Genomic DNA, 20,052 nt, shown 5'->3' on the forward strand with positions numbered 1-20,052 from the left:
ATGCAACATATTCTTGTGGCCATAACCGGCGCCTCCGGCGCAGTGTACGGCCTGCGCCTGGTCGAAGAGCTGCTGGCTTCAAAATGCCGGGTAACCCTGCTGCTGAGTCGTTCCGGTCGGCAGGTGCTGGCCCATGAAACCGGACTGGATTGGCAGGGCTCCGTCGCGCAACGACTGCGAAAAATGCGCGAGCATTTCACCTGCGGCGAACAGCTGATGCATTACGATGAAGACGATATGTTTGCACCGCCGGCCAGCGGCTCCGCATCGCCGACCGCTATGGTTGTGGCGCCCTGTTCCATGGGTACCGCAGGGCGGTTGGCGGCCGGCATCAGCGGCAATCTCATTGAACGGGCGGCGGATGTGGCCCTGAAAGAGGGGCGGACGTTGCTGCTGGTGCCTCGGGAGACGCCGTTGTCGGCCATCCACCTGGAGAACCTGTTGCGCTTGTCGCGTGCCGGGGCACGTATCGTGCCGGCCATGCCGGCCTTTTACCAGCAACCGCAAAGCATGGCCGAGCTGATCGATTTTATGGTCGGGAAAATACTCGATGGGCTGGGCATCGAACATAAACTCTTCCGGCGTTGGGGGGATGACGCCTCGTGATATCCTTATCTGACATCGCCGCCAAGGTCGAAGCCGGCCACCGCCTCAGCGAGGCCGAGGCGGTTTTTCTGCTGCAGTCATCCGATCTGTTGGCGGTAGGCGAACTGGCGGCCCTGGCCAATCGGCGCCTGCATGGCGATAAGGTCTATTTCAATGTCAACCGCCACATCAATTACACCAATATTTGCGTGAATAACTGCGCTTTCTGTGCGTTCCGGCGCGATGACGGGGCGGCAGGAGGTTATACCCTGAGCCTGGAGCAGGTTGCCGCACGGGCCAAACAGGCCGCCGCCGCGGGAGCCACCGAGGTGCATGTGGTGGGCGGGTTGCATCCGCATCTGCCGCTGGCGTTTTACGAACAGATACTGCGTACCATTCGCGAGAGCGGTCCGGATCTGCATATCAAGGCCTTTACCGCCGTGGAGCTGGCGCATTTTTCCGCCATCAGCGGCCGGCCGCTGGAAGAAGTCATCGGCCGTTTGCAGGCGGCCGGCCTGCAGTCGCTGCCCGGTGGCGGCGCGGAGGTTTTCGCCGAACGCGCCCGGGCGCACCTCTGCCCGGAAAAGATTTCCGGCACCCGCTGGCTGGAGGTGATGCGCACCGTCCATCAGGCCGGTCTGCGCTCCAACGCCACCATGTTGTTCGGCCATCTGGAGACTCCGGTCGAACGTATCGAGCACCTGGCCCGACTACGCGCTTTGCAGGATGAAACAGGCGGCTTCCAGGCGTTTGTGGCATTGCCGTTTCAGGATGTGGGAACCCGTCTCGACGGGGTACGGGGGCCCGGCGGGGTCGAGATTCTCAAAACCCTGGCGGTGGCACGACTGTTCCTCGATAACATTTCCCATATCAAGGCCTACTGGGTGATGCTCGGCGTCAAATTGGCGCAGGTGGCCCTGGCTTTCGGCGTCAACGACCTGGACGGCACCGTAGTGGAAGAGCAGATCGGTCATCAGGCCGGCGCCGCTTCCCCCCAGGCTTTGAGCCGCGAGGGGCTGGTGCGCATGATTCTCCGGGCTGGACGTACGCCGGTTGAGCGGGACAGCCTGTACCAAGACCTGGGGCGGGAGCGGTCAGGATGCTGAACGTCATAGCTGAGAAACTCGAGGGCGGCCAGGCTCTCAACCGCAAGGACGCTCTTTACTTGTTGCAGCAGGCCGATCTGCTGGCCCTGGGAAGAATGGCCGATGGTGTGCGCCGCCGTTTGCACCCGCAGGGCCGGGTGACCTTCGTGGTCGATCGTAACGTCAACTATACCAATGTCTGCCGGACCGGCTGCCGTTTCTGTGCTTTTTACCGGCAACTGGATGATTCGGACGCCTACCTGCTGTCCCACGCGCAGATCCTCGACAAGGTTGCCGAGCTTGCGGCCTGCGGCGGGACCCAGTTGTTGTTGCAGGGCGGACTGCATCCCGAGTTGCGCATCGCGTGGTTCGAAGAGTTGTTTCGCCGTCTGCGTCGGGATTTCCCCGGTGTGCAGATCCATTCTCTGTCCCCCGCCGAAATCGTTCATCTGGCCAATCAGTCCGGCCTGACCGTGGAGGAATGCCTGCGCCGGTTGCAGGCCGCCGGTCTGGCTTCCCTGCCGGGTGGCGGTGCGGAAATCCTGGTCGATCGCGTGCGGCGCCGCATCTCGCCGGACAAAATCGGCTGGCGCAAGTGGGTTGAAGTCATGGAAACTGCCCATCGGATGGGATTACCCGGCACTGCGACCATGATGTTCGGTGCCGGTGAAACCGATGAGGATATCGTCACCCATCTGTTGCGGGTGCGCGCTCTGCAACAACGCACCAACGGATTCAGCGCCTTCATCCCCTGGTCCTACCAGCCCGGCAATACCGAACTCGGCGGCGAGGAGGCCACCGGCATCGATTACCTGCGGGTACTGGCGGTATCCCGACTGGTACTGCACAATATTCCCAATATTCAAGGCAGCTGGGTCACCCAGGGCGGCAAGCTGGCCCAGGTCGCGCTGTTCTTCGGCGCCAACGATCTGGGCGGTACCATGCTCGAGGAAAACGTGGTGGCCGCTGCAGGCGCAACCTTCCGGCTGGATCGCGAGGAGCTGCTGGCGCTGGTGCGTGAGGCCGGTTTTGTGCCTGCCCGGCGGACGACGGGGTATGAAATCCTGGAAGAGTATGTTTAAGTGATGGGTTGTCCCCCCTTGTGACGCCGCCGGAACGAAGCGGGTGGCGGGCGAAACAGGCGGACGACTGAGCGCAGCGAATCTTGTCCGCCCGCCCGTCGGTTGCGCAGTGGAGGGAACCCGCCGCAGGCGGGCCAGGAGCGGGGTGCCCTTTTTCTGCTTACTCTGTTTGGGCATGCAAAAAGAGTAAGGCGCCGTGCGGGGGCGCGACCCCGCGGTCCTGATTTTAAAGCTTTATGTTCGAATGACTAACGACCTTTGACGCATGGCTACGTCAACCTTGCACCCGCCTAAGATTTCCTTTAGGCTATCAACTTCAGCAACCAACTTTTTCATGCCGGAGGCATCATGAACCCGATGCGTAAAAATATTGCGGAAATGGCCGGTTATGTTCCGGGTTTTCAGCCGCGCGACGAGCAAAACTATACCAAGCTCAACACCAACGAAAATCCCTATCCCCCATCGCCGAAGGTTATCGAGGCGATCCTGGCCGAGGTCGGCGACAATCTGCGCAAGTATCCCGATGCCGCCAGCCGCGCCGGCTGCGAGGAGGCGGGTCGTTTGTACGGTTTCGATCCGGATTGGGTTATCATGGCCAACGGCTCGGACGAGGTGCTCAACAACCTGATCCGTGCGTTTGCCGGCGAAGGGGAGGAGATCGCTTATGTCCACCCGTCCTATTCCTATTACAGTACCCTGGCTGAGATCCAGGGTGCTAAAGTCCGTACGTTCCTGCTCGATGAGGGCTGGGCGCTGAAGGATTTTCCCGAGCGTTATACGGGCAAGCTTTTTTTCCTGACCAACCCCAACGCGCCTTTAGGGTTCTGTTACCCTCAGGAATTCATCGAGGAACTGGCCGGCCGGGTTGACGGCATGCTGGTTGTGGACGAGGCTTATGCCGACTTTGCCAAAGAAAACTCCCTGGATTTGGTACGGCGTCTGCCCAATGTGGTGGTGACGCGCACCTTTTCCAAAAGTTATTCGCTGGCCGGCATGCGTTTGGGCCTGGCCATCGCTCATCCTGAGGTGATTGCGGCTTTGAACAAGATCCGCGATCATTACAATCTCGACCGCCTCGCCCAGACGGCTTGTGTGGCGGCTCTGGCGGATCAGGAATATTTTCAGCAATGCGTGAGCAAAATTCGTGAGACGCGCGACTGGTTCAGCGCCGAACTGCGGGTGCTGGACTGGGATGTCATCCCGTCCCACGGCAATTTCGTTTTTGCGACCCCGCCGGACCGTAATGGCAAGCGCGTTTACGATGCCCTTTTCGAACGGCGCATCCTGGTGCGTTATTTCAGTGATCCGGTGCTTTCCCATGGCCTGCGCATCTCCGTCGGCACCCGCGAGGAGATGGAGAAAACCCTGGCCGCTCTGGCCGATATCGGTTGAGCGCAGAAGTCATGCCATCGCTGCCCTGGCCGGCAGACACGATGAACCGGTGTCTGCTGGACTGGTATGGACGCTGCGGCCGCGATCTGCCCTGGAGGCGGACCCGCGACCCATATCGCATCTGGCTGTCGGAAATCATGTTGCAGCAGACCGGCGTGACAGCGGTGATCCCTTACTACGAGCGTTTTTTGGCTGCGTTCCCCAGTGTCGCGGCATTGGCCGCCGCACCCCTGGAACAGGTGCTGGAGCTCTGGGCGGGGCTGGGCTACTATCGCCGCGCCCGGTTTTTGCACGAGGCCGCCTGCAAGGTGGTGTCTGAACATGGCGGACAATTCCCCGAGACGCCCGAGGCGATTCAGGCCTTGCCCGGCATCGGCCGTTCCACAGCCGGCGCTATCGTTTCCATCGCCTTTGATCGCAAGGCACCGATTCTGGACGGGAATGTACGGCGGGTGCTGTGCCGGTTGCTGGCCATATCCGGTGATCCCCGTTCCAGCAAGGTGGAAAAGCGGCTCTGGCAATGCGCCGATGCCCTTACGCCCGAAGATCGGCCTCACGACTACGCCCAGGCCATTATGGATCTGGGGGCCACGGTCTGCAAGCCGCGTCGCCCCGACTGCCAAGCCTGCCCTTTGTCCGGATTGTGTCAGGCTTTCTGGCAGGGGATACAGGAGCAATTGCCGCAGCGTGCTACGCGCAAAACAGTGCCTCTGGTACAACAGGTGGCGGTGCTGATAGAGCGGGAAGGACGCTATCTGGTGCGCAGGCGTCCCCTGGACGGCATGCTTGGCGGGTTATGGGAGTTTCCCTCCGTGGCCGTGCCCGAAGGCAAAACTGCGGAAACCGCGGCTCGTACCTTGCTGGCCGGTGAAGGCTTGTCGGCCGGTCTGAGCCCGGTGGGAACGGTGCGCCATGCTTACAGCCATTTTCGTGTGGAATTGCACGTGTTCGCCTGCCGGGAAAACCGTGCCGGCATGGTCGCTGACGAGGAACATCGCTGGCTGTCCCCGCAGGAACTGGCCGACTGGCCACTGCACGGGTCCCATAAAAAGGCCCTTGTTCTGCTGTGAATGATTTTTACCGTGCCTGAGGCACACCCGATAAAACTTAGGAGAATTCATGTCTTTGCCCCCCATACTGGTCGACGACGTATCCATAGCCCGATTGGCGCAGGAGTTGCGCGATGAGGCCGTCATCGCCGTCGATCTCGAAGCCGATTCCCTGCATTCCTATCAGGAAAAGGTCTGTCTGCTGCAGATATCCACTTCGACCCGAACGGTTCTGGTCGACCCGCTGGCCGTGGAGGACCTGGCCGCTCTGGCACCGGTATTGGCCGACCCGACTATTCGCAAGATTTTTCATGCCGCTGATTACGACATCCGTTGCCTGTTTCGGGATTTCAGGATAGAGGTCCAAGGTTTGTTCGATACCATGATCGCCTGCCAGATGCTCGGTGAAAAGCGTGTCGGTCTGGCCGACGTGCTGGCCAAATATCTGGATGTCGAACTCGATAAGCGTTACCAGCGGGCCGACTGGTCGAAACGTCCGCTGGAGGAGGGCATGATCCTTTACGCCATGGAGGATACCTGCCATCTGCATCGGCTGACGGAGATCCTCGAGGGGCGCCTGCGGGACATGGGACGTTTGAGCTGGGCCGAGGAGGAATTCGCGTTGCTCCAGAAGGTGCGCCATTCGGAAAATAACGGTCCGCTGTTTATGCGCGTGAAAGGCGCCGGCTTGTTGGAACGCAAGCAACTGGCAGTGCTTGAACAATTGTTGCAATGGCGTGATGAGGAAGCATGCCGCCGGGATCGCCCTGCCTTCAAGGTCGTTGGCAACAAAACCTTGCTCGGTTTGGCGCAAATCATGCCCGGCAGCCTTCGGGAAGCGAAGGGCATAGAGGGCTTTTCGCCGCGGCTGGCCGATCGTTATGGTCGGGCCTTGATCGGGGTGGTGTGCAAAGCCGCAGCCATTCCCAGAGAGGAGTGGCCGGTCTATCCGCGCGGCGAACGCCGTGAGCGGGATCCCGCCGTTGAGGGACGCATGAAGGATCTCAAGCAGGTGCGTGCGGCCATGGCGGAAGAACTCGATATGGATCCCGGTATCCTGGTCAATAATGCGCAACTCGAAGGGGTGGCCAGGGCCTGTCCGGCCGACATGGATCAATTAACGGAACTCGGCATATTGAAGAACTGGCAGCGGGAAGTGCTTGGTGAGGGCTTGCTGGGCGCATTAAACCGTGGTTGAGGGCCGCAGCAGGCGCTTTGCACTGCTGTTTGTCCACAATTGTTCATTGCCGGGGAAACCCTGTTCTGGAAAGGGTTTGGGGTCTTTTTAATGAAGCCGTGGAGGCTGCGTCCACAAACAATCCACAGAGGGTGCGGACAATAAAAAAACGGCCGGGCCTTGGGCCGCGGCCGTTTTAATCTTCATAGTGCGTGGGGCTTAGCGTGTCTTGCCGGGAATGCCCGGTTCCGTCATGGGTCGCGGGTCGAGAACCTGTGCCAGCTTTTCCTCGGGCAACACCTGTTGTTCCAGGGCGACTTCGCGCACCGTACGCCCGCTGGCAAAGGCCTGCTTGGCGATATCGGCCGCCTGGTCGTAGCCGATCACCGGTGCCAGGGCCGTACACATGGCCAGACTCTGTTCCACAAGCGATTCGCAGCGCGCCCGATCGGCTTCCAGTCCCTGCAGGCACCGTCGGGTGAACTGGGTTGATGCGTTGGTCAGCAAGGTGATCGATTGCAGCAGGTTGTGGGCCATGACCGGCATCATCACGTTCAATTCGAAGTTGCCGGACAATCCGCCCAGGGCAATCGCCGCATCGTTGCCGATGACCTGGGCGCAGACCTGCATAAGACTTTCAGCCATGACCGGATTGACCTTGCCCGGCATGATGGAACTGCCCGGCTGTACCGGCGGCAACTGCAGCTCGCCGATGCCGCAGCGCGGTCCGCTGCCGAGCAGGCGGATGTCGTTGGCGATCTTGAACAGCGCGCAGGCTCCTCGCTTGAGGGCGCCGCTGGCCGCTACCACGGCATCCTTGGCGGCCTGAGCTTCAAAATGGTTGCTGGCTTCACGAAATTCCAGCCCGGTTTGGTCGCTGATGGCGGCGATGGCACGGGTGGCGAATTGCGGGTGTGCATTAAGCCCGGTGCCGACGGCGGTGCCGCCCAGTGCCAGTTCCAGCAGGTCGTCCTGGGCGCGTTCGATGCCACGGATGGCCAGTGCCAGCTGGCGCGCGTAACCTGAGAATACCTGGCCGAGACGCACCGGCGTTGCATCCTGCAGGTGGGTGCGGCCGATCTTGATGATGTCATTGAAGGCCAATGCTTTTTCGCCCAGGGCTTCCTGCATGTCAAACAGTGCCTTGACCAGGCTGTTGCGGATTTCCAGGGCTGCGGCAATGTGCATGGCAGTCGGGATAACGTCGTTGCTCGATTGACCGAGGTTGACGTGATCATTGGGGTGCACCGCACGTGAACCGGCGGCTTGCCCCAGAATCTGGGCGGCGCGATTGGCAATGACCTCGTTGGCGTTCATGTTGGTGCTGGTGCCGGAGCCGGTCTGAAAAATATCCAGCACGAAGTGCTCGTCGAGTTCGCCGTTGATCACTTCGTCGGCAGCTTGCATGATCGCAGTGGCGCGTTGCTCGTCGAGCATGCCCAGCTCCAGATTGGCTTGAGCTGCGTAGCGTTTGATCAGGCCGAGAGCATGAATGAACGGGCGCGAAAAACGTTGGCCGGAGATGGGGAAGTTGGCCAGAGCCCGGGCTGTCTGGGCACCGTATAGGGCCGAAGCGGGTACCTCCATGGTACCCATGGAATCTTTTTCGATTCTGGTCGCGGTCATAAATATATCTCCATTGCAGGTACGTCGTAAGTCCAATCAAGGGACCATCAAAACACGATTTTGCCTTTGAGAATAGACAACCGTTCCCACTCTGTCAACGTTACGGAAACTTCTCATCAGCCTGATTGGCACCCCGCCGATTGTCCGGCAGCGAGGATTACCATGAAAAACCTGGCACATTTCTTTTTTGAAGTCGGCATGCTCAAACGCACCCCGCGCACCGGGTTTCAGTTTCTCGGTTCCGGGGCCGAATCGGTGGCCGAGCATTCGTTTCGCACCGCTGTTATCGGATTTACCCTGGCGCGCCTCGACGGGCAGGTCGATGTCGGCCGGGTGTTGCAGTTGTGCCTGTTTCACGATGTGCCCGAGGCGCGTCTCGGGGATCTCAATTATGTGAATAAAAAATATGTACAGGCCGATGAACAGCGCGCCGTGGACGATCTGGCCGCGACACTGCCTTTCGGCGAGGAGTATCGGCAGACCCTGGCGGAATTCGCGGCCCGCGAATCCCGCGAATCGCTGCTGGCCCACGATGCCGATCAACTGGAAATGATTCTGGCCCTGAAGGAGTACAAGGATCTCGGCAACCGCTATGCCGACGAGTGGTATCCGTTCTGCGTACGGCGGCTCAAAACCGATCTGGCCTGCAGGTTGGCCGAAGATATCTGGACCACCGATTCGACACGCTGGTGGTTCGACAACGACAGTGACTGGTGGGTGAATGGCAGCCATGGTGGAAATCCGGTTGACTGCCCCGATGATAAGTGCTAGATAAATAGCCCTTGTCAAGGCTTTTATCCGGGGCTTCCGGATGCAAGCGACCCATGCATAAAAACGGGAGAGTTCCATGCTGGATCTGAAATTTGTACGCGATCATTTTGCCGAAGCCGAACAACGGCTGGCAACCCGGGGCGGCGCCGTTGATCTGTCCGCCTTTACCGATCTGGATGCCCGCCGGCGTACTCTGCTGGGCGAGTCCGAGTCTCTCAAGGCTGAAAAGAACCAGGTTTCGGCGCTGATCGGCAAGACCAAAGACAAAAGTCAGGTGCAGGGCGAAATTGCACGCATGAAAGACGTATCCGTGCGTATCAAGGAACTGGACGAGGAGCTCAAGCAAGTTGAGGGCGATTTGCGCACCTTGCTGATGACGCTGCCCAATCTGCCCCATGAAGATTGTCCTGTCGGTACTTCCGAAGACGATAACAAGGAAGTCCGGCGCTGGGGGCAGGTGCCCGAATTCGATTTTGAGGCGCAATCCCACTGGGATATCGGCGAGCGTCTCGATATTCTCGATTTCGAGCGGGCCGGCAAGCTCGCCGGTGCCCGTTTTGCCATTTACAAAGGGGCTGGAGCCAGGCTGGAACGGGCTTTGATAAATTTCATGCTCGACCTGCACACCGGCGAGCACAAATATGTTGAAATTCTCCCACCCCTTATGGTAAACAGGGACACCATGACGGGGACGGGACAACTCCCCAAGTTTGAAAGCGATCTTTTTCATCTTGACGATCCGGATTTTTTCCTGATTCCGACCGCCGAAGTGCCGGTGACCAACATTCACCGGGATGAGATTCTGGCGGATGGCGACCTGCCTGTATGCTACGCAGCTTATACGCCCTGCTTCCGCAAGGAGGCCGGGTCCCATGGTCGCGATACCCGCGGGCTGATTCGCATGCATCAGTTCAACAAGGTTGAGCTGGTCAAGTTCGCCCGTCCCGAAGAGTCGGATCAGGAATTGCTGAAACTGCTGGATAATGCCGAAGAGGTGCTGCGGCGTCTGAAACTGCCCTATCGGGTGGTCGACCTGTGCACGGGCGATATCGGTTTTTCCGCGGCGCGTACCTTCGATATCGAAGTGTGGCTGCCCGGTCAGCAGACGTTTAGAGAGATATCTTCCTGCTCCAATTTCCGTGACTTCCAGGCTCGTCGCGCCGCGATTCGTTTCCGTCGCGAGGAAAAGGGTAAGCCGGAGTTGGTGCATACCTTGAACGGTTCCGGTCTGGCCGTGGGCCGTACGCTGGTTGCCATATTGGAAAACTATCAGCAGGAAGACGGTTCGGTGGTGATACCCGAAGCGTTGCGACCCTATATGGGCGGAGTGGAAAAGATTTCAGCATAAAGGAATGGCCGAATCCACGGAGGAGTGGCCGAGTGGTTTAAGGCGGCGGTCTTGAAAACCGTTGTGCGAAAGCACCGTGGGTTCGAATCCTACCTCCTCCGCCATCTCTTGTACGAGAATAAATCGTCAGGGGTAAGGCAATTATGGGTTGACCTGTTCTTCAGGTAAGGTTAAAGTCTGGTTTCGAAATTGCCCTGCGGGGCATATACAGGAAAAAGCAAGTCGTTATACGGAGAGGTGGCCGAGTTGGCTGAAGGCGCTCGCCTGCTAAGCGAGTGTACGGGGTAAACCCGTACCGAGGGTTCGAATCCCTCCCTCTCCGCCATTTTGCGGCAAAAAAATTATTCCGATTCGGTAAAAAAAACGTTGACAAAAAAAGCCAAATCGGCGATAACTTCACCTCGCAAACACGCGCCGCTAGCTCAGCTGGATAGAGCGTCTGACTACGGATCAGAAGGTCGGGAGTTCGAATCTTCCGCGGCGCGCCATTTTAAAAATATCGACCCCGTGGATCTTGATCAACAAGACAGGGGCTTTATGCAAGAGGCCCTGGTAGAGGCCTCAGCCGCCGCAAGGTTGGGTGAGGTTCCTGTCGGGGCTGTTGTCGTTAAAGACGGCATGATTATCGGCCGGGGTCACAACCTGCGGGAAACCAGTAACGATCCCACGACCCATGCCGAGATGATTGCTATCCGGCAGGCTGCTGCCGCCATCGATTCCTGGCGGCTGATCGGTTGCACGCTGTATGTGACGCTGGAACCCTGCGTCATGTGCATGGGGGCTATTATCCTGGCCCGAATCCCGCGACTTGTTTTCGGCAGTCGTGATCCGCGTGTCGGAGCTGTGGGCTCCATTTTCGATCTGTCCCGGGACGAGCGTTTCAACCATCAGGTGGCGGTCACCGAAGGTGTTCTTGCCCTGGAAAGCAGCGATATGCTCAGCGGTTTTTTTCGGCAGTTACGGGCCGAGAAAAAAAGCCGCAAGCGCAAGGCTGCCGATAGCGAAGATCAAACATAGTAGGTTATGTGTACGGAGGGGTGTCCGAGAGGTCGAAGGTGACAGACTCGAAATCTGTTGTACCGCAAGGTACCGTGGGTTCGAATCCCACCCCCTCCGCCATATATATAGGGGCCTGGCCTGATCGGTCGGGCCCTTTTGTCGTTATTTTAGCCGGCCCCTGTCCGATGGGGCTGTGGACCTCATTTTCACCTGTATTTACATAAGTGCCATCCTCCTACGAGCCGGGAAAGGGAATCGATGGCATTGGCAGCGGTTATTGACCGCCGGATTCTCGACCACGCCTTCGTTTTCTTTTTACCTTTTGCTCCGTTTATACGAGCTTTATCCAAACAGGCTATTCATGACTGAAGAAGTGCTTACCACCTTTGCCGAATTATCTTTGTGCCCCGAAATCAATCGCGTTATTGAGGAAATCGGGTACGAAACACCGTCTCCCATCCAGGCGCGCAGTATCCCGCCGTTGCTGGAAGGCCGGGATCTTTTGGGTCAGGCCCAGACCGGTACGGGGAAAACCGCAGCCTTTGCCCTGCCGTTACTCAGTCGTCTCGATTTGTCGCTGCGAAGCCCGCAGGTGCTGGTGTTGACCCCGACACGCGAGCTGGCCTTGCAGGTTGCCGAGGCGGTGCAGACCTATGCCCGCCATCTGCAGGGGTTTCATGTGCTGCCCGTGTATGGAGGACAGAATATGGGACAACAGTTGCGCCAGTTGCAGCGCGGTGCCCATGTCGTGGTCGGTACTCCGGGGCGCATCCAGGATCATCTGCGGCGCGGCACTCTGAAGCTCGATCGCCTGTCCTGCGTGGTGGTCGACGAGGCCGATGAGATGCTTAAAATGGGGTTTATCGACGATGTCGAGCAGATTCTTGAGCATGCGCCGGAACAGCGGCAGACGGCTCTTTTCTCCGCCACCATGCCCAACGAGGTGCTCAAGGTCGCGCGTCGTCACCTGCGGGAACCCGTCGAGGTGCGCATCAAGGCCAAAACCTCCACGGTTGAGACCATTTCCCAGCGCTTTTGGCAGGTCAGGGGGGTGCGTAAGCTCGATGCCCTGACGAGGATTCTCGAGGCCGAAGACATCGACGCCATGATCGTTTTCGTGCGGACCAAGATTGCCACTGTCGAGTTGGCGGAGAAGCTCGAGGCGCGGGGGTTTTCCAGTGCGGCTTTGAACGGCGATATGACCCAGGCTCTGCGGGAGAAAACGGTTGAACGCCTCAAAAGCGGGAGCCTCGATATCGTTGTCGCCACCGATGTCGCGGCCCGTGGTCTTGATGTTCAGCGCATCAGCCATGTGGTCAACTATGATATCCCTTACGACACGGAATCTTACGTACATCGCATCGGTCGTACCGGCCGGGCGGGGCGCGAAGGTTCGGCTATCCTGTTTGTGGCTCCCCGCGAGCGACGTATGCTCGCAGCGATCGAACAGGCGACGCGGCAGAAGATCGCGCCCATGAAACTGCCGAGTCGCCAGGACATTACCAATCGGCGGGTCGCTCTTTTCAAGGAGCAGATTCTCGATGCCATGCAGTCGCAGGATCTTGAGTTTTTCGAAGATTTGATCGACGGTATTCAGCAGGAATTCGATACCGAACCCCGAACCGTTGCCGCGGCTTTGACGTATCTTCTGCAGAAGGACCGCCCTCTGCTTCCTGATGAGGAGGCTTTCGAGGAGGTTCTGCCGGCTTCTGGCGGACGGTTCGATGGTGGCGGCCGGAGTCATGCCGACGAGGGGCTCCAGCGCTACCGCATCGAGGTCGGTCGGGTTCATGGCGTGGTACCCGGGCACATTGTCGGTGCTATCGCCAACGAGGCGAAAATCAGCAGTCGCGATATCGGTCAGATAAAGATCTATCACGATTTCAGTTTGGTTGACCTGCCAGCCGATCTTTCACCTGCCGTTATGCGCCATTTGCAAAAGGTCTGGGTTTGCGGTCAGCAGTTGCAGCTTGTCCCCGACCTCGGCCCCGGCCCTCGCCAGGAAAGGCCTCCCAGGCGTCGCTCCGGCGGGAGATCCTTCGACAAGCGCGGTGGCAAACCTGGACGGAAGAAATTTTCCGGTGGGAAGCGCCCGCCCAAAAAGACGCGATAGAATATTCTTTTTCAGGTAGAGAAATATTCATATCCTGTTGCACCGTATCATTCATTTAAAGAAGCCCGTCCAAGACTTTTGGATTGGGCTTTTTTTTTTATCTGAGCATTCCGGATGTTTTCCGCTTCGGCGGTTATGGCGTTGTCCTGATCTTTGGGCATGCCCGGTTTGCAGCGGTTTGTGTCGTCAGTGGTTGCGGGGAAAGGAAATCCGGCGGTTGTACGGTGGTTGAATGTATTTATGGCCATGAGGTGGTGGGTGATGGTTCAACCCTGGTGCTTGGATACCGGATTTTGTAAAACGGAAAGCCGAATCGTAAAACATCGGTTGCCTTGATTGGGTTGTGTTTGCCTTGTCAGGAGGTTCGGATTTCTGGTGTCTTCGCGATACGGCTTTTCGAAGGATATCTTTATTTCTCCGGTGTCATTTTGAGAAGCGATGCCGAGGGATAAATTGTCCTTTTTGTACATATGTCAAAATGGATCAACCTAAAATGAGCCTAATGTTTCCTTGAATTCGCGACCTGTCGTACCCGCGTTCTTTGGGTGTGTTTTAAAACTACATAAAAATCAATGGCTTACCAGTTGTGTCATAGCTGTTTTGTCTTGCTTTGGGCATTTGTCGCAGGGGAATGCATTTCTCTATTTTGAGAAAAATCACCACCGGACACCTGTCTCACTTCTGTTTATTCGTCTCAAAATTGCCTCGTCTGTATACCTTTTCAGGGATTTCGTTCTGATGTCGTATACGCCCTTCGTTGCCCCTGCCGTTTGTGTAATTGCTGGTAAAACAACAGTTTGAAAACGGTTTTTGACCAAAATTCATAGGAGATGCAGGAGTTGGTACAACCATTGCGATTTAGCTCCATACCGTAAAGACGATTTTTCGAGGCGGGTTTTTGGGGCTTTCCTGGCCCCCTGGACAGTGGCCGGACCGGCAGAACGGAAGTTGGATTTCATTACGAGAAAGTCTTGGGGGAAGGAGGCTTTGGTTTAGCTCTGATTAAGAAATGCCGGTTGGCAAATTTGCTCCAGGGCGGCAGGTAATGGCAAATGGTTGGTTTTGGGGATTTGATCAACATTGAATGGAGGAGTTTTTATGGGGTCACAAAAAGCGAAGGGCGGTACCTGATTGGCGTAATTGATTTTCTGTTCGTGCAGGGCTGAAGATTTGCGGTTGCGCGCAGTTGTGTCAATCGCTCTTGTAAACCTTTAGCAAAAAGGAAGCTTTACATGGAACCTTATAGCTTGAATACAATTCTCATAGTTTTCGGTGGTGGTGTTGTCGGTACCGCGCTGGGTGGTCTCTGGGCCATTATTTTGTGTGCTTTGGTGGCGTTGGTGGGGATCGGTGTTTTATTGGCGGGCGGCTCGGATTTCGTTCTTGCGCAGATCGCTTTCGGTCCCATCTTCGGCCCTCATACCGGCGGCTTCGGTGCTGCCCTGATGGCCGGATGTTATGCTGTGTGGAAGAAAAATCATCCTGGCGGTTCCGCTAAGGATATCTTGACTCCTTTGCTGCATACTTCAGGCGATGTCATGGTTATGGGCGGGGTTTTGTCTGTAGCCGCTCATTTGCTGCTGCAGGTCGTGGTCAAAATACCGATCCTGAATCAGTCCGACGGTGTTGCCGTAACGCTGGTGCTGATGACCTTCCTGACGCGTCTTGTTTTCCTTAAGGAAAGCCCCATCGGGCAGGCTGCGTCCATCAAGGAGCACGGTCTGCTTGGCACCAACGACTATGCTATTTCCTGGGCTGGCTGGCAGTCGCCCATGTCTAAAAATATCCCTATGTCCTTCGGCATGGGCTTGTTGTCCGCCGGCATGGCCTGGGGTTTGAAAATGCAGCTTGATCCGCTGGTCGCAGCCGGGCAGGTATCGGGTCTCGGTGGATTCCTGGCGCCTCTGGTCGTCGGCTGGGTGTTCTGTATCCTGATTCTTTTGCCGCTGCAGGTATCGACGGGTACCATTCAGCAGGTGCCGATTATGCACTGCATGGCGATTATCGCCGCATGGACCTTTATGCACACCGGCTCGGTTCTGGCCGGCGGTATCGCCGCAGTCATCGCCGGTATGGTTCAGGAGTTGTCGGCCCGTCTGTTTTACAACCATGCTTCTTCGCATGTTGACCCCCCTGCAGTGGGGATCGCAATCTGTACTTTGCTTGTCAATCTTTTGATGAAACCGGAATTTCTCAATATGGCAGCCCTGTTCAAATAAGGGATTTCTATTAAACATAGCGTCGAGACGCTAATTACCGCAGAAAGGAAGCAAAGAAATGGCTGAAACGATGAAGGCAGCAGTATGGCATGCAAAAAAAGACATCCGCGTAGAGGAAGTACCTGTACCGGCTCCGCCCAAGGCTGACGAAGTTCAGATCAAAGTGGATTACTGTGGTATCTGCGGATCCGACCTGCATGAATACCTCGCAGGCCCGATCTTTATCCCCACCGAGCCCCATCCCCTGACCGGCCACAGCGGCAAGACCATTCTGGGGCATGAATTCTCCGGTACGGTCGTGGCCGTTGGCTCCAATGTTACCACCGTGCGGGTTGGCGACAAAGTCGCTCCCGATGCATGTCAGCACTGCGGCACCTGCGTTACCTGCCGCGAAGGGCGCTACAACGTCTGCGAAAAACTGGCTTTTACCGGTCTGATGGCCGAAGGCGCGTTCGCCAAATACGTTAACGTTCCCTCCAATATCGTCTATGTGCTTCCCGAAGGTGTCACTCAGGAAGACGCAGCTCTGATCGAGCCCATCGCCACCGGTTTCAAAGCCGTGCGCATGGCCGGCACCATCCTCGGCGAGACCATCGTGGTTTTCGGCGCGGGTACTATCGGTCTCGCTACCCTGCAGTGTGCCAAGGCTGCCGGCGCCGGTAGATGCATCGTTGTTGAAATGTCCGCCGCTCGCAAGGCCCTGGCCAAAGAGTGTGGCGCCGACGTTATTCTCGATCCCAAAGAATGCGACGTTATCGCCGAAATCAAGAAGCTGACCGGCGGTTCCGGTGCCGACGTATCCTTCGAGTGTATCGGCAACAAGATCACCGGCCCTCTGGCTGTAGAAGCTATTCGTAACAACGGCCGTGCCGTTATCGTCGGGATTTTCGAAGAGCCCAGCTCTTTCAACTTCTTCAGCCTCAGTGCTACCGACAAGAAGGTTATCGGTACCCTGGCTTACACCCTGGATGACTTCAAAGGCGTAAGTCTGCTGCTGGCCAACGGCGCAATCAAAGCCGCTCCGATGATCACCGGCAAAATTGAGCTCGACGATATCGTCGACAAAGGTTTTGAAGAGCTGGTCAACAACAAGGATGCCCATATCAAGATCCTTGTAAAACCTTAAGTTAGTATTGCTCCAGGGCTCCGTCGGAGGGAAATCTCCGGCGGAGCTTTCGTCCCATCCCGGGAACCGGTCCATGTCCTAGTGAGAATAGTTTAATAAGCAAGAGGAAGCAAAATGAACAGCCGGATAGACGATGACATGTTGAAGCGTCTTGTTTCATACGAGGGCTATGTCGAGAAGCTCTTCAGTCAGGCAGCGCGCAGGCGCTGGTTGGAGATGAACTCCGATGTCGTGCAGGATTACGAAAAACTCAAGGTGCTGAAAAAAAACATTTCTTCGCTGGTCGACCTGGCCTTTTTCAGGTTCGGGGTCGAGCACGGCCTGATGAAGATCGACAGCAGGAACATGGTCTCCGATTTGAACGAAGATCTCGAAACCCTCGCAGCGCAGCTGCAGAAAGTTGAATGGGATCCCTGCTGTTCGTCCACCGATCAGGACTTTGCCCTGGTTGTCTGATTCAGGGTTTGCTTTCTCTTATGACTTAATGGTTCGCGGTAAGTTTTTTCGTCAGGGTAAAGAAACGAAAGGCATGATATGGCTCTGAAGGCTGCGTTTATATTTGTCGCTCCAGGCGCCGATCCGGACAAGGACCGTAGTGTTGTTGCCACACCTGAGGTGGAGTTGACCGTCGTCGGGGTGAGTGATTATGCGAGTGCTGAGAAAGTGGCTGCTGCGTTGGTAGCCGCAGGCATCGTCGCCATTGAATTGTGCGGCGGTTTCGGGCATGCCGGTACGGCACGCATTGCCAAGGCGGTAGAAGGGAAAGCCGCTGTCGGCGTCGTGCGATTTGATAACCATCCCGGACTGGACGGGAAGAGCGGCGACAGTATGTTCTGATGGCCGGTGTTCTCCCATCCGCATCCCGGCTCGCAATTTCAAGCAGATGAGGTACTAAGTAGAAAGAAGGAGTCTTTTTATGAAACCTCTGTACAACAAAGTGCTGCAAGTAGCCATGGTTGTGAAGGATTGTGATGCTGCCGTAAAACTCTGGGCCGACAAATACGGCATCGGTCCCTGGAATATTTACGAATTCAACCCGGATACCGTTAACGACATGATCATCCGCGGCGAAAAGGTTGATTATGCCATGCGTCTCGCTTTGTGCGATATCGGGGGCGTTCAATGGGAGCTGATCGAGCCGAAAGACGACAAAAGCATTTACGCGGAGTTTCTTAAAGATAAGGGCGAAGGCCTGCATCATGTCGCTTTCGGAACCGACAATTATCAGGAAACCGTCAAGTTTTACAAGGATAAGGGGCTTCCCGTTCTGCAGGGTGGCGAATGGTCGGGGCTGACCTACACTTATCTCGATTCGCAAAAAGATCTCAACCTTATAGCGGAGATTTACGACCTCGTGCCTGATTTCGACTGGCCGGAACCGCAGGCTGTCTATCCATCCGCGAAATAGGGTATGTGGACACTGCCATCCTTGCGAAAGAAGTCGGGAAGCCGCCGCAGGTTTTCGGCGAGGTTTCCTGTCTCGTGTCCGAGGATGACGATTGCTCGACTGGCCACTCGGTGCCGATCCATGCAGGCACCGTGTGTTCAGGTATCGCAAATGAGGGGTGTTTCTTGCGCTGCATCCCTCATTTTCAAAGCTTTTAAGATTTTGTTTTGCATGATCCTGTTTTTTCTCAATGACATTCAACTCATTGCAGGGAGAGGTGACGTATGGGTATTGAAGGAAAAGGCAAAATGTTGAAAATCTTTCTCAACGAAAACACCAAGGATGGAAATGAGCTTCTGTATGAAAAGATCGTGCAGACGGCATTTGAGAAGGGTTTGGCCGGGTCCATGGTGTTTCGGGGGGTCGAGGGTTTCGGTTTTTGTTGTGAAAAATGCCGAACCATCCATGAGGGCCTGACGATTTCCAAATGTCAGCCGATGGTTATCGAATTTATCGATACCGAAGAGAAGCTTGCCGAACTGGTTCCTGTTTTGAAGGGGATGCTTAAAACCGGTGCCATGATTATGCAGGATGTGGATGTTTTGTTTGACAAGTATTGAGATTAACCGTGGGGTCCTTTAAAACCATCTGCCTGCGTTGAAAGGAGGGGAACCGGTCTGGGCAACCACCTTTTTTGCTACATCATTCAGTTTGTTTGAGGAGAAGTTTTTGTATCAAGTTGTTGGGACTTTTTTGGAGGTGTTTATGAGAACAGTCGTTAAAAAAATTTCCATGCTGTTTCTGGTTGCAACCTTTTTGTTGATTGGTGGTTTTGCTACGGCAACGCAGTCGTTTGCCGCCGACGCTATCATCCCTTACAGTGTTATCGGAACGAACGAATATAATCTTCCCGTTAATTTTGATGAACCGATTAATCTGCTTCTTTCCTACAACCTCTGGCAAAACACAACGGATAGCTGGGGTCCTGATGGAGACGACACCAGTATCCTGCTTTCCGTAAATAAGTTTGCCCGTCTTTTTACCATCGAAGGTATTGATAACTGGGGCTTTCTGTGGGAAGCGGTTCTCGGCTATGGCGGTATCGGGACCGAGTCCGGCGACAATCTTAACGGCATGATCGATCCTCAGGTCGGTTTTGTTGCGTGGACCAAGCCTATTCCGACCTGGACCGCCTGCTTCGAATACTGGATGTATCTGCCCTTCGGCTCCAACGAACTTACCGATAATGCCCTTTCTCACGCTGTTACCTGGATGAACAATCATCAGTTGTTCGATGGTAAAGTTGTCGTCGACTGGGACCTCGGCTACAAGATCCGCGGCGACCAGCGTAAAGGCGGTGACCGGAACGAACTGGGCAACTCGCTGTTTACCAACTGGGTCGTTACCTATAAGCACAACCCCTGGATCAATCCCAGCATTCATGTCGATTATGAGACCGGTGAAGCCGGCAAGAGCAAGGATACCGGAGATACCATCGCTTCTTATGACCGGCTGCAGGTCGGTATCGGTAACAGCATGAAGATCACCGATCGCCTTCTGTTCGACTTCTGGTACAGCAGAGGCATCGCCGGGAGAAACACCGCGCGTTCCAATGCGGTTTATACCCGCTTCATCTGGTCCTTCTAAGTATTACAGGACCGTTTGAGCTTCCATCAGTGTCATGGAAACCTTCCCCGGGTCATTCGGGGAAGGTTTCCTGCATGAAAGTGGATGGATGCTGGATCGGATAAAATCTGAGAATTGTTTGTGACGCATAAGAGCAGGTTTTTGAGTGCTTCTGTGGGATTGGCATCAGTCGTGCATTGTTCTGATTCGTAAGATGGGGAGCATGACATCGTAACGCCCTGGTAAGTAGGTTTAGGGGCGGTGTTGCAATGCTGTTTCCATCCAGGGTATTTTGGGCTTCAATTCGTAACGAGCTTCCGGCCCTTAAAAAATCAGCGCTGCCTTCCGGAGTCGATATCCTTTTTGAACGGCATACTTGAATCCCGTACCACGAATGAATGTAGGGTGTCGATGCTGCCCTCGAACATGTTTTTGGGCATGTTGAATGATGGCAACAGGGTTATTTT

At 56.2% G+C, this 20,052-nt stretch carries 18 protein-coding genes and 4 tRNA genes; 21 read left to right on the top strand and 1 reads right to left on the bottom strand.

Annotation, left to right across the window (positions count from 1 at the left end):
- The 6 genes from PCAR_RS02235 to PCAR_RS02260 all read left to right on the top strand — a co-directional run bounded on the left by PCAR_RS02235 (window position 1) and on the right by PCAR_RS02260 (window position 6,391).
- Window positions 1–606: a UbiX family flavin prenyltransferase gene (locus PCAR_RS02235; protein ID WP_011339990.1), complete on the top strand. Its 606-nt coding sequence runs from the start codon at window positions 1–3 to the stop codon at window positions 604–606.
- Complete coding sequence (gene mqnE, locus PCAR_RS02240; protein ID WP_011339991.1) at window positions 603–1,691, top strand: aminofutalosine synthase MqnE; 1,089 nt, start codon at window positions 603–605, stop codon at window positions 1,689–1,691. Before PCAR_RS02235 ends, mqnE begins: the two co-directional genes overlap by 4 nt.
- On the top strand, window positions 1,685–2,752 hold the full coding sequence (mqnC, locus tag PCAR_RS02245) for a cyclic dehypoxanthinyl futalosine synthase (RefSeq protein WP_011339992.1): 1,068 nt from the start codon (window positions 1,685–1,687) through the stop codon (window positions 2,750–2,752). Before mqnE ends, mqnC begins: the two co-directional genes overlap by 7 nt.
- Before the next feature lie 348 nt (window positions 2,753–3,100).
- Window positions 3,101–4,144, top strand: a complete 1,044-nt coding sequence (hisC, locus tag PCAR_RS02250) for a histidinol-phosphate transaminase (protein WP_011339993.1) — start codon at window positions 3,101–3,103, stop codon at window positions 4,142–4,144.
- 41 nt (window positions 4,145–4,185) lie between these two features.
- On the top strand, window positions 4,186–5,214 hold the full coding sequence (mutY, locus tag PCAR_RS02255) for an A/G-specific adenine glycosylase (RefSeq protein ID WP_148204281.1): 1,029 nt from the start codon (window positions 4,186–4,188) through the stop codon (window positions 5,212–5,214).
- A gap of 49 nt (window positions 5,215–5,263) precedes the next feature.
- Window positions 5,264–6,391, top strand: a complete 1,128-nt coding sequence (locus tag PCAR_RS02260; protein ID WP_011339995.1) for a ribonuclease D — start codon at window positions 5,264–5,266, stop codon at window positions 6,389–6,391.
- 198 nt (window positions 6,392–6,589) lie between these two features.
- On the opposite strand, the gene PCAR_RS02265 is transcribed toward PCAR_RS02260, so the two are convergent.
- On the bottom strand, window positions 6,590–7,996 hold the full coding sequence (locus tag PCAR_RS02265) for a class II fumarate hydratase (RefSeq protein ID WP_011339996.1): 1,407 nt from the start codon (window positions 7,994–7,996) through the stop codon (window positions 6,590–6,592).
- A 162-nt stretch (window positions 7,997–8,158) separates the two neighbouring features.
- On the opposite strand from PCAR_RS02265, the gene PCAR_RS02270 reads away from it, so the two are divergent.
- The 15 genes from PCAR_RS02270 to PCAR_RS02345 all read left to right on the top strand — a co-directional run bounded on the left by PCAR_RS02270 (window position 8,159) and on the right by PCAR_RS02345 (window position 19,606).
- Window positions 8,159–8,767 (top strand): HD domain-containing protein, encoded by a 609-nt coding sequence (locus PCAR_RS02270; RefSeq protein ID WP_011339997.1) that lies wholly within the window; start codon window positions 8,159–8,161, stop codon window positions 8,765–8,767.
- 76 nt (window positions 8,768–8,843) lie between these two features.
- On the top strand, window positions 8,844–10,115 hold the full coding sequence (gene serS, locus PCAR_RS02275) for a serine--tRNA ligase (RefSeq protein WP_011339998.1): 1,272 nt from the start codon (window positions 8,844–8,846) through the stop codon (window positions 10,113–10,115).
- Window positions 10,116–10,133: 18 nt separating this feature from the next.
- Window positions 10,134–10,219, top strand: a tRNA-Ser gene (locus PCAR_RS02280).
- A 127-nt stretch (window positions 10,220–10,346) separates the two neighbouring features.
- A tRNA-Ser gene (locus PCAR_RS02285) sits at window positions 10,347–10,440 on the top strand.
- Window positions 10,441–10,526: 86 nt separating this feature from the next.
- Window positions 10,527–10,603: transfer RNA gene (locus PCAR_RS02290), tRNA-Arg, on the top strand.
- 19 nt (window positions 10,604–10,622) lie between these two features.
- Entirely contained in the window at window positions 10,623–11,132 is a 510-nt protein-coding gene (gene tadA / locus PCAR_RS18230) for a tRNA adenosine(34) deaminase TadA (protein ID WP_041531511.1), read from the top strand.
- A 14-nt stretch (window positions 11,133–11,146) separates the two neighbouring features.
- Window positions 11,147–11,234 (top strand) — tRNA-Ser (locus PCAR_RS02300).
- A gap of 241 nt (window positions 11,235–11,475) precedes the next feature.
- The gene (locus PCAR_RS02305; RefSeq protein ID WP_011340000.1) at window positions 11,476–13,227 is read left to right on the top strand and encodes a DEAD/DEAH box helicase; all 1,752 of its coding nucleotides are present in this window, start codon (window positions 11,476–11,478) and stop codon (window positions 13,225–13,227) included.
- A 1,232-nt stretch (window positions 13,228–14,459) separates the two neighbouring features.
- Window positions 14,460–15,446, top strand: coding sequence for a hypothetical protein (locus tag PCAR_RS02315; RefSeq protein ID WP_011340004.1), 987 nt, complete (start codon window positions 14,460–14,462; stop codon window positions 15,444–15,446).
- Window positions 15,447–15,504: 58 nt separating this feature from the next.
- Window positions 15,505–16,572, top strand: a complete 1,068-nt coding sequence (locus PCAR_RS02320) for a 2,3-butanediol dehydrogenase (RefSeq protein ID WP_011340005.1) — start codon at window positions 15,505–15,507, stop codon at window positions 16,570–16,572.
- A 114-nt stretch (window positions 16,573–16,686) separates the two neighbouring features.
- Window positions 16,687–17,028, top strand: coding sequence for a hypothetical protein (locus tag PCAR_RS02325; protein WP_011340006.1), 342 nt, complete (start codon window positions 16,687–16,689; stop codon window positions 17,026–17,028).
- A 78-nt stretch (window positions 17,029–17,106) separates the two neighbouring features.
- Complete coding sequence (locus PCAR_RS02330; RefSeq protein ID WP_011340007.1) at window positions 17,107–17,409, top strand: DUF6506 family protein; 303 nt, start codon at window positions 17,107–17,109, stop codon at window positions 17,407–17,409.
- A gap of 79 nt (window positions 17,410–17,488) precedes the next feature.
- Window positions 17,489–17,980, top strand: coding sequence for a VOC family protein (locus PCAR_RS02335; protein ID WP_011340008.1), 492 nt, complete (start codon window positions 17,489–17,491; stop codon window positions 17,978–17,980).
- A 287-nt stretch (window positions 17,981–18,267) separates the two neighbouring features.
- Complete coding sequence (locus PCAR_RS02340) at window positions 18,268–18,579, top strand: DUF190 domain-containing protein (RefSeq protein WP_245523307.1); 312 nt, start codon at window positions 18,268–18,270, stop codon at window positions 18,577–18,579.
- Between the two features lie 145 nt (window positions 18,580–18,724).
- Complete coding sequence (locus PCAR_RS02345) at window positions 18,725–19,606, top strand: transporter (protein WP_148204282.1); 882 nt, start codon at window positions 18,725–18,727, stop codon at window positions 19,604–19,606.
- Window positions 19,607–20,052: the final 446 nt, after the last annotated feature.

It is taken from the genome of Syntrophotalea carbinolica DSM 2380 (assembly GCF_000012885.1).
GTDB classification, from domain to species: Bacteria; Desulfobacterota; Desulfuromonadia; order Desulfuromonadales; family Syntrophotaleaceae; genus Syntrophotalea; species Syntrophotalea carbinolica.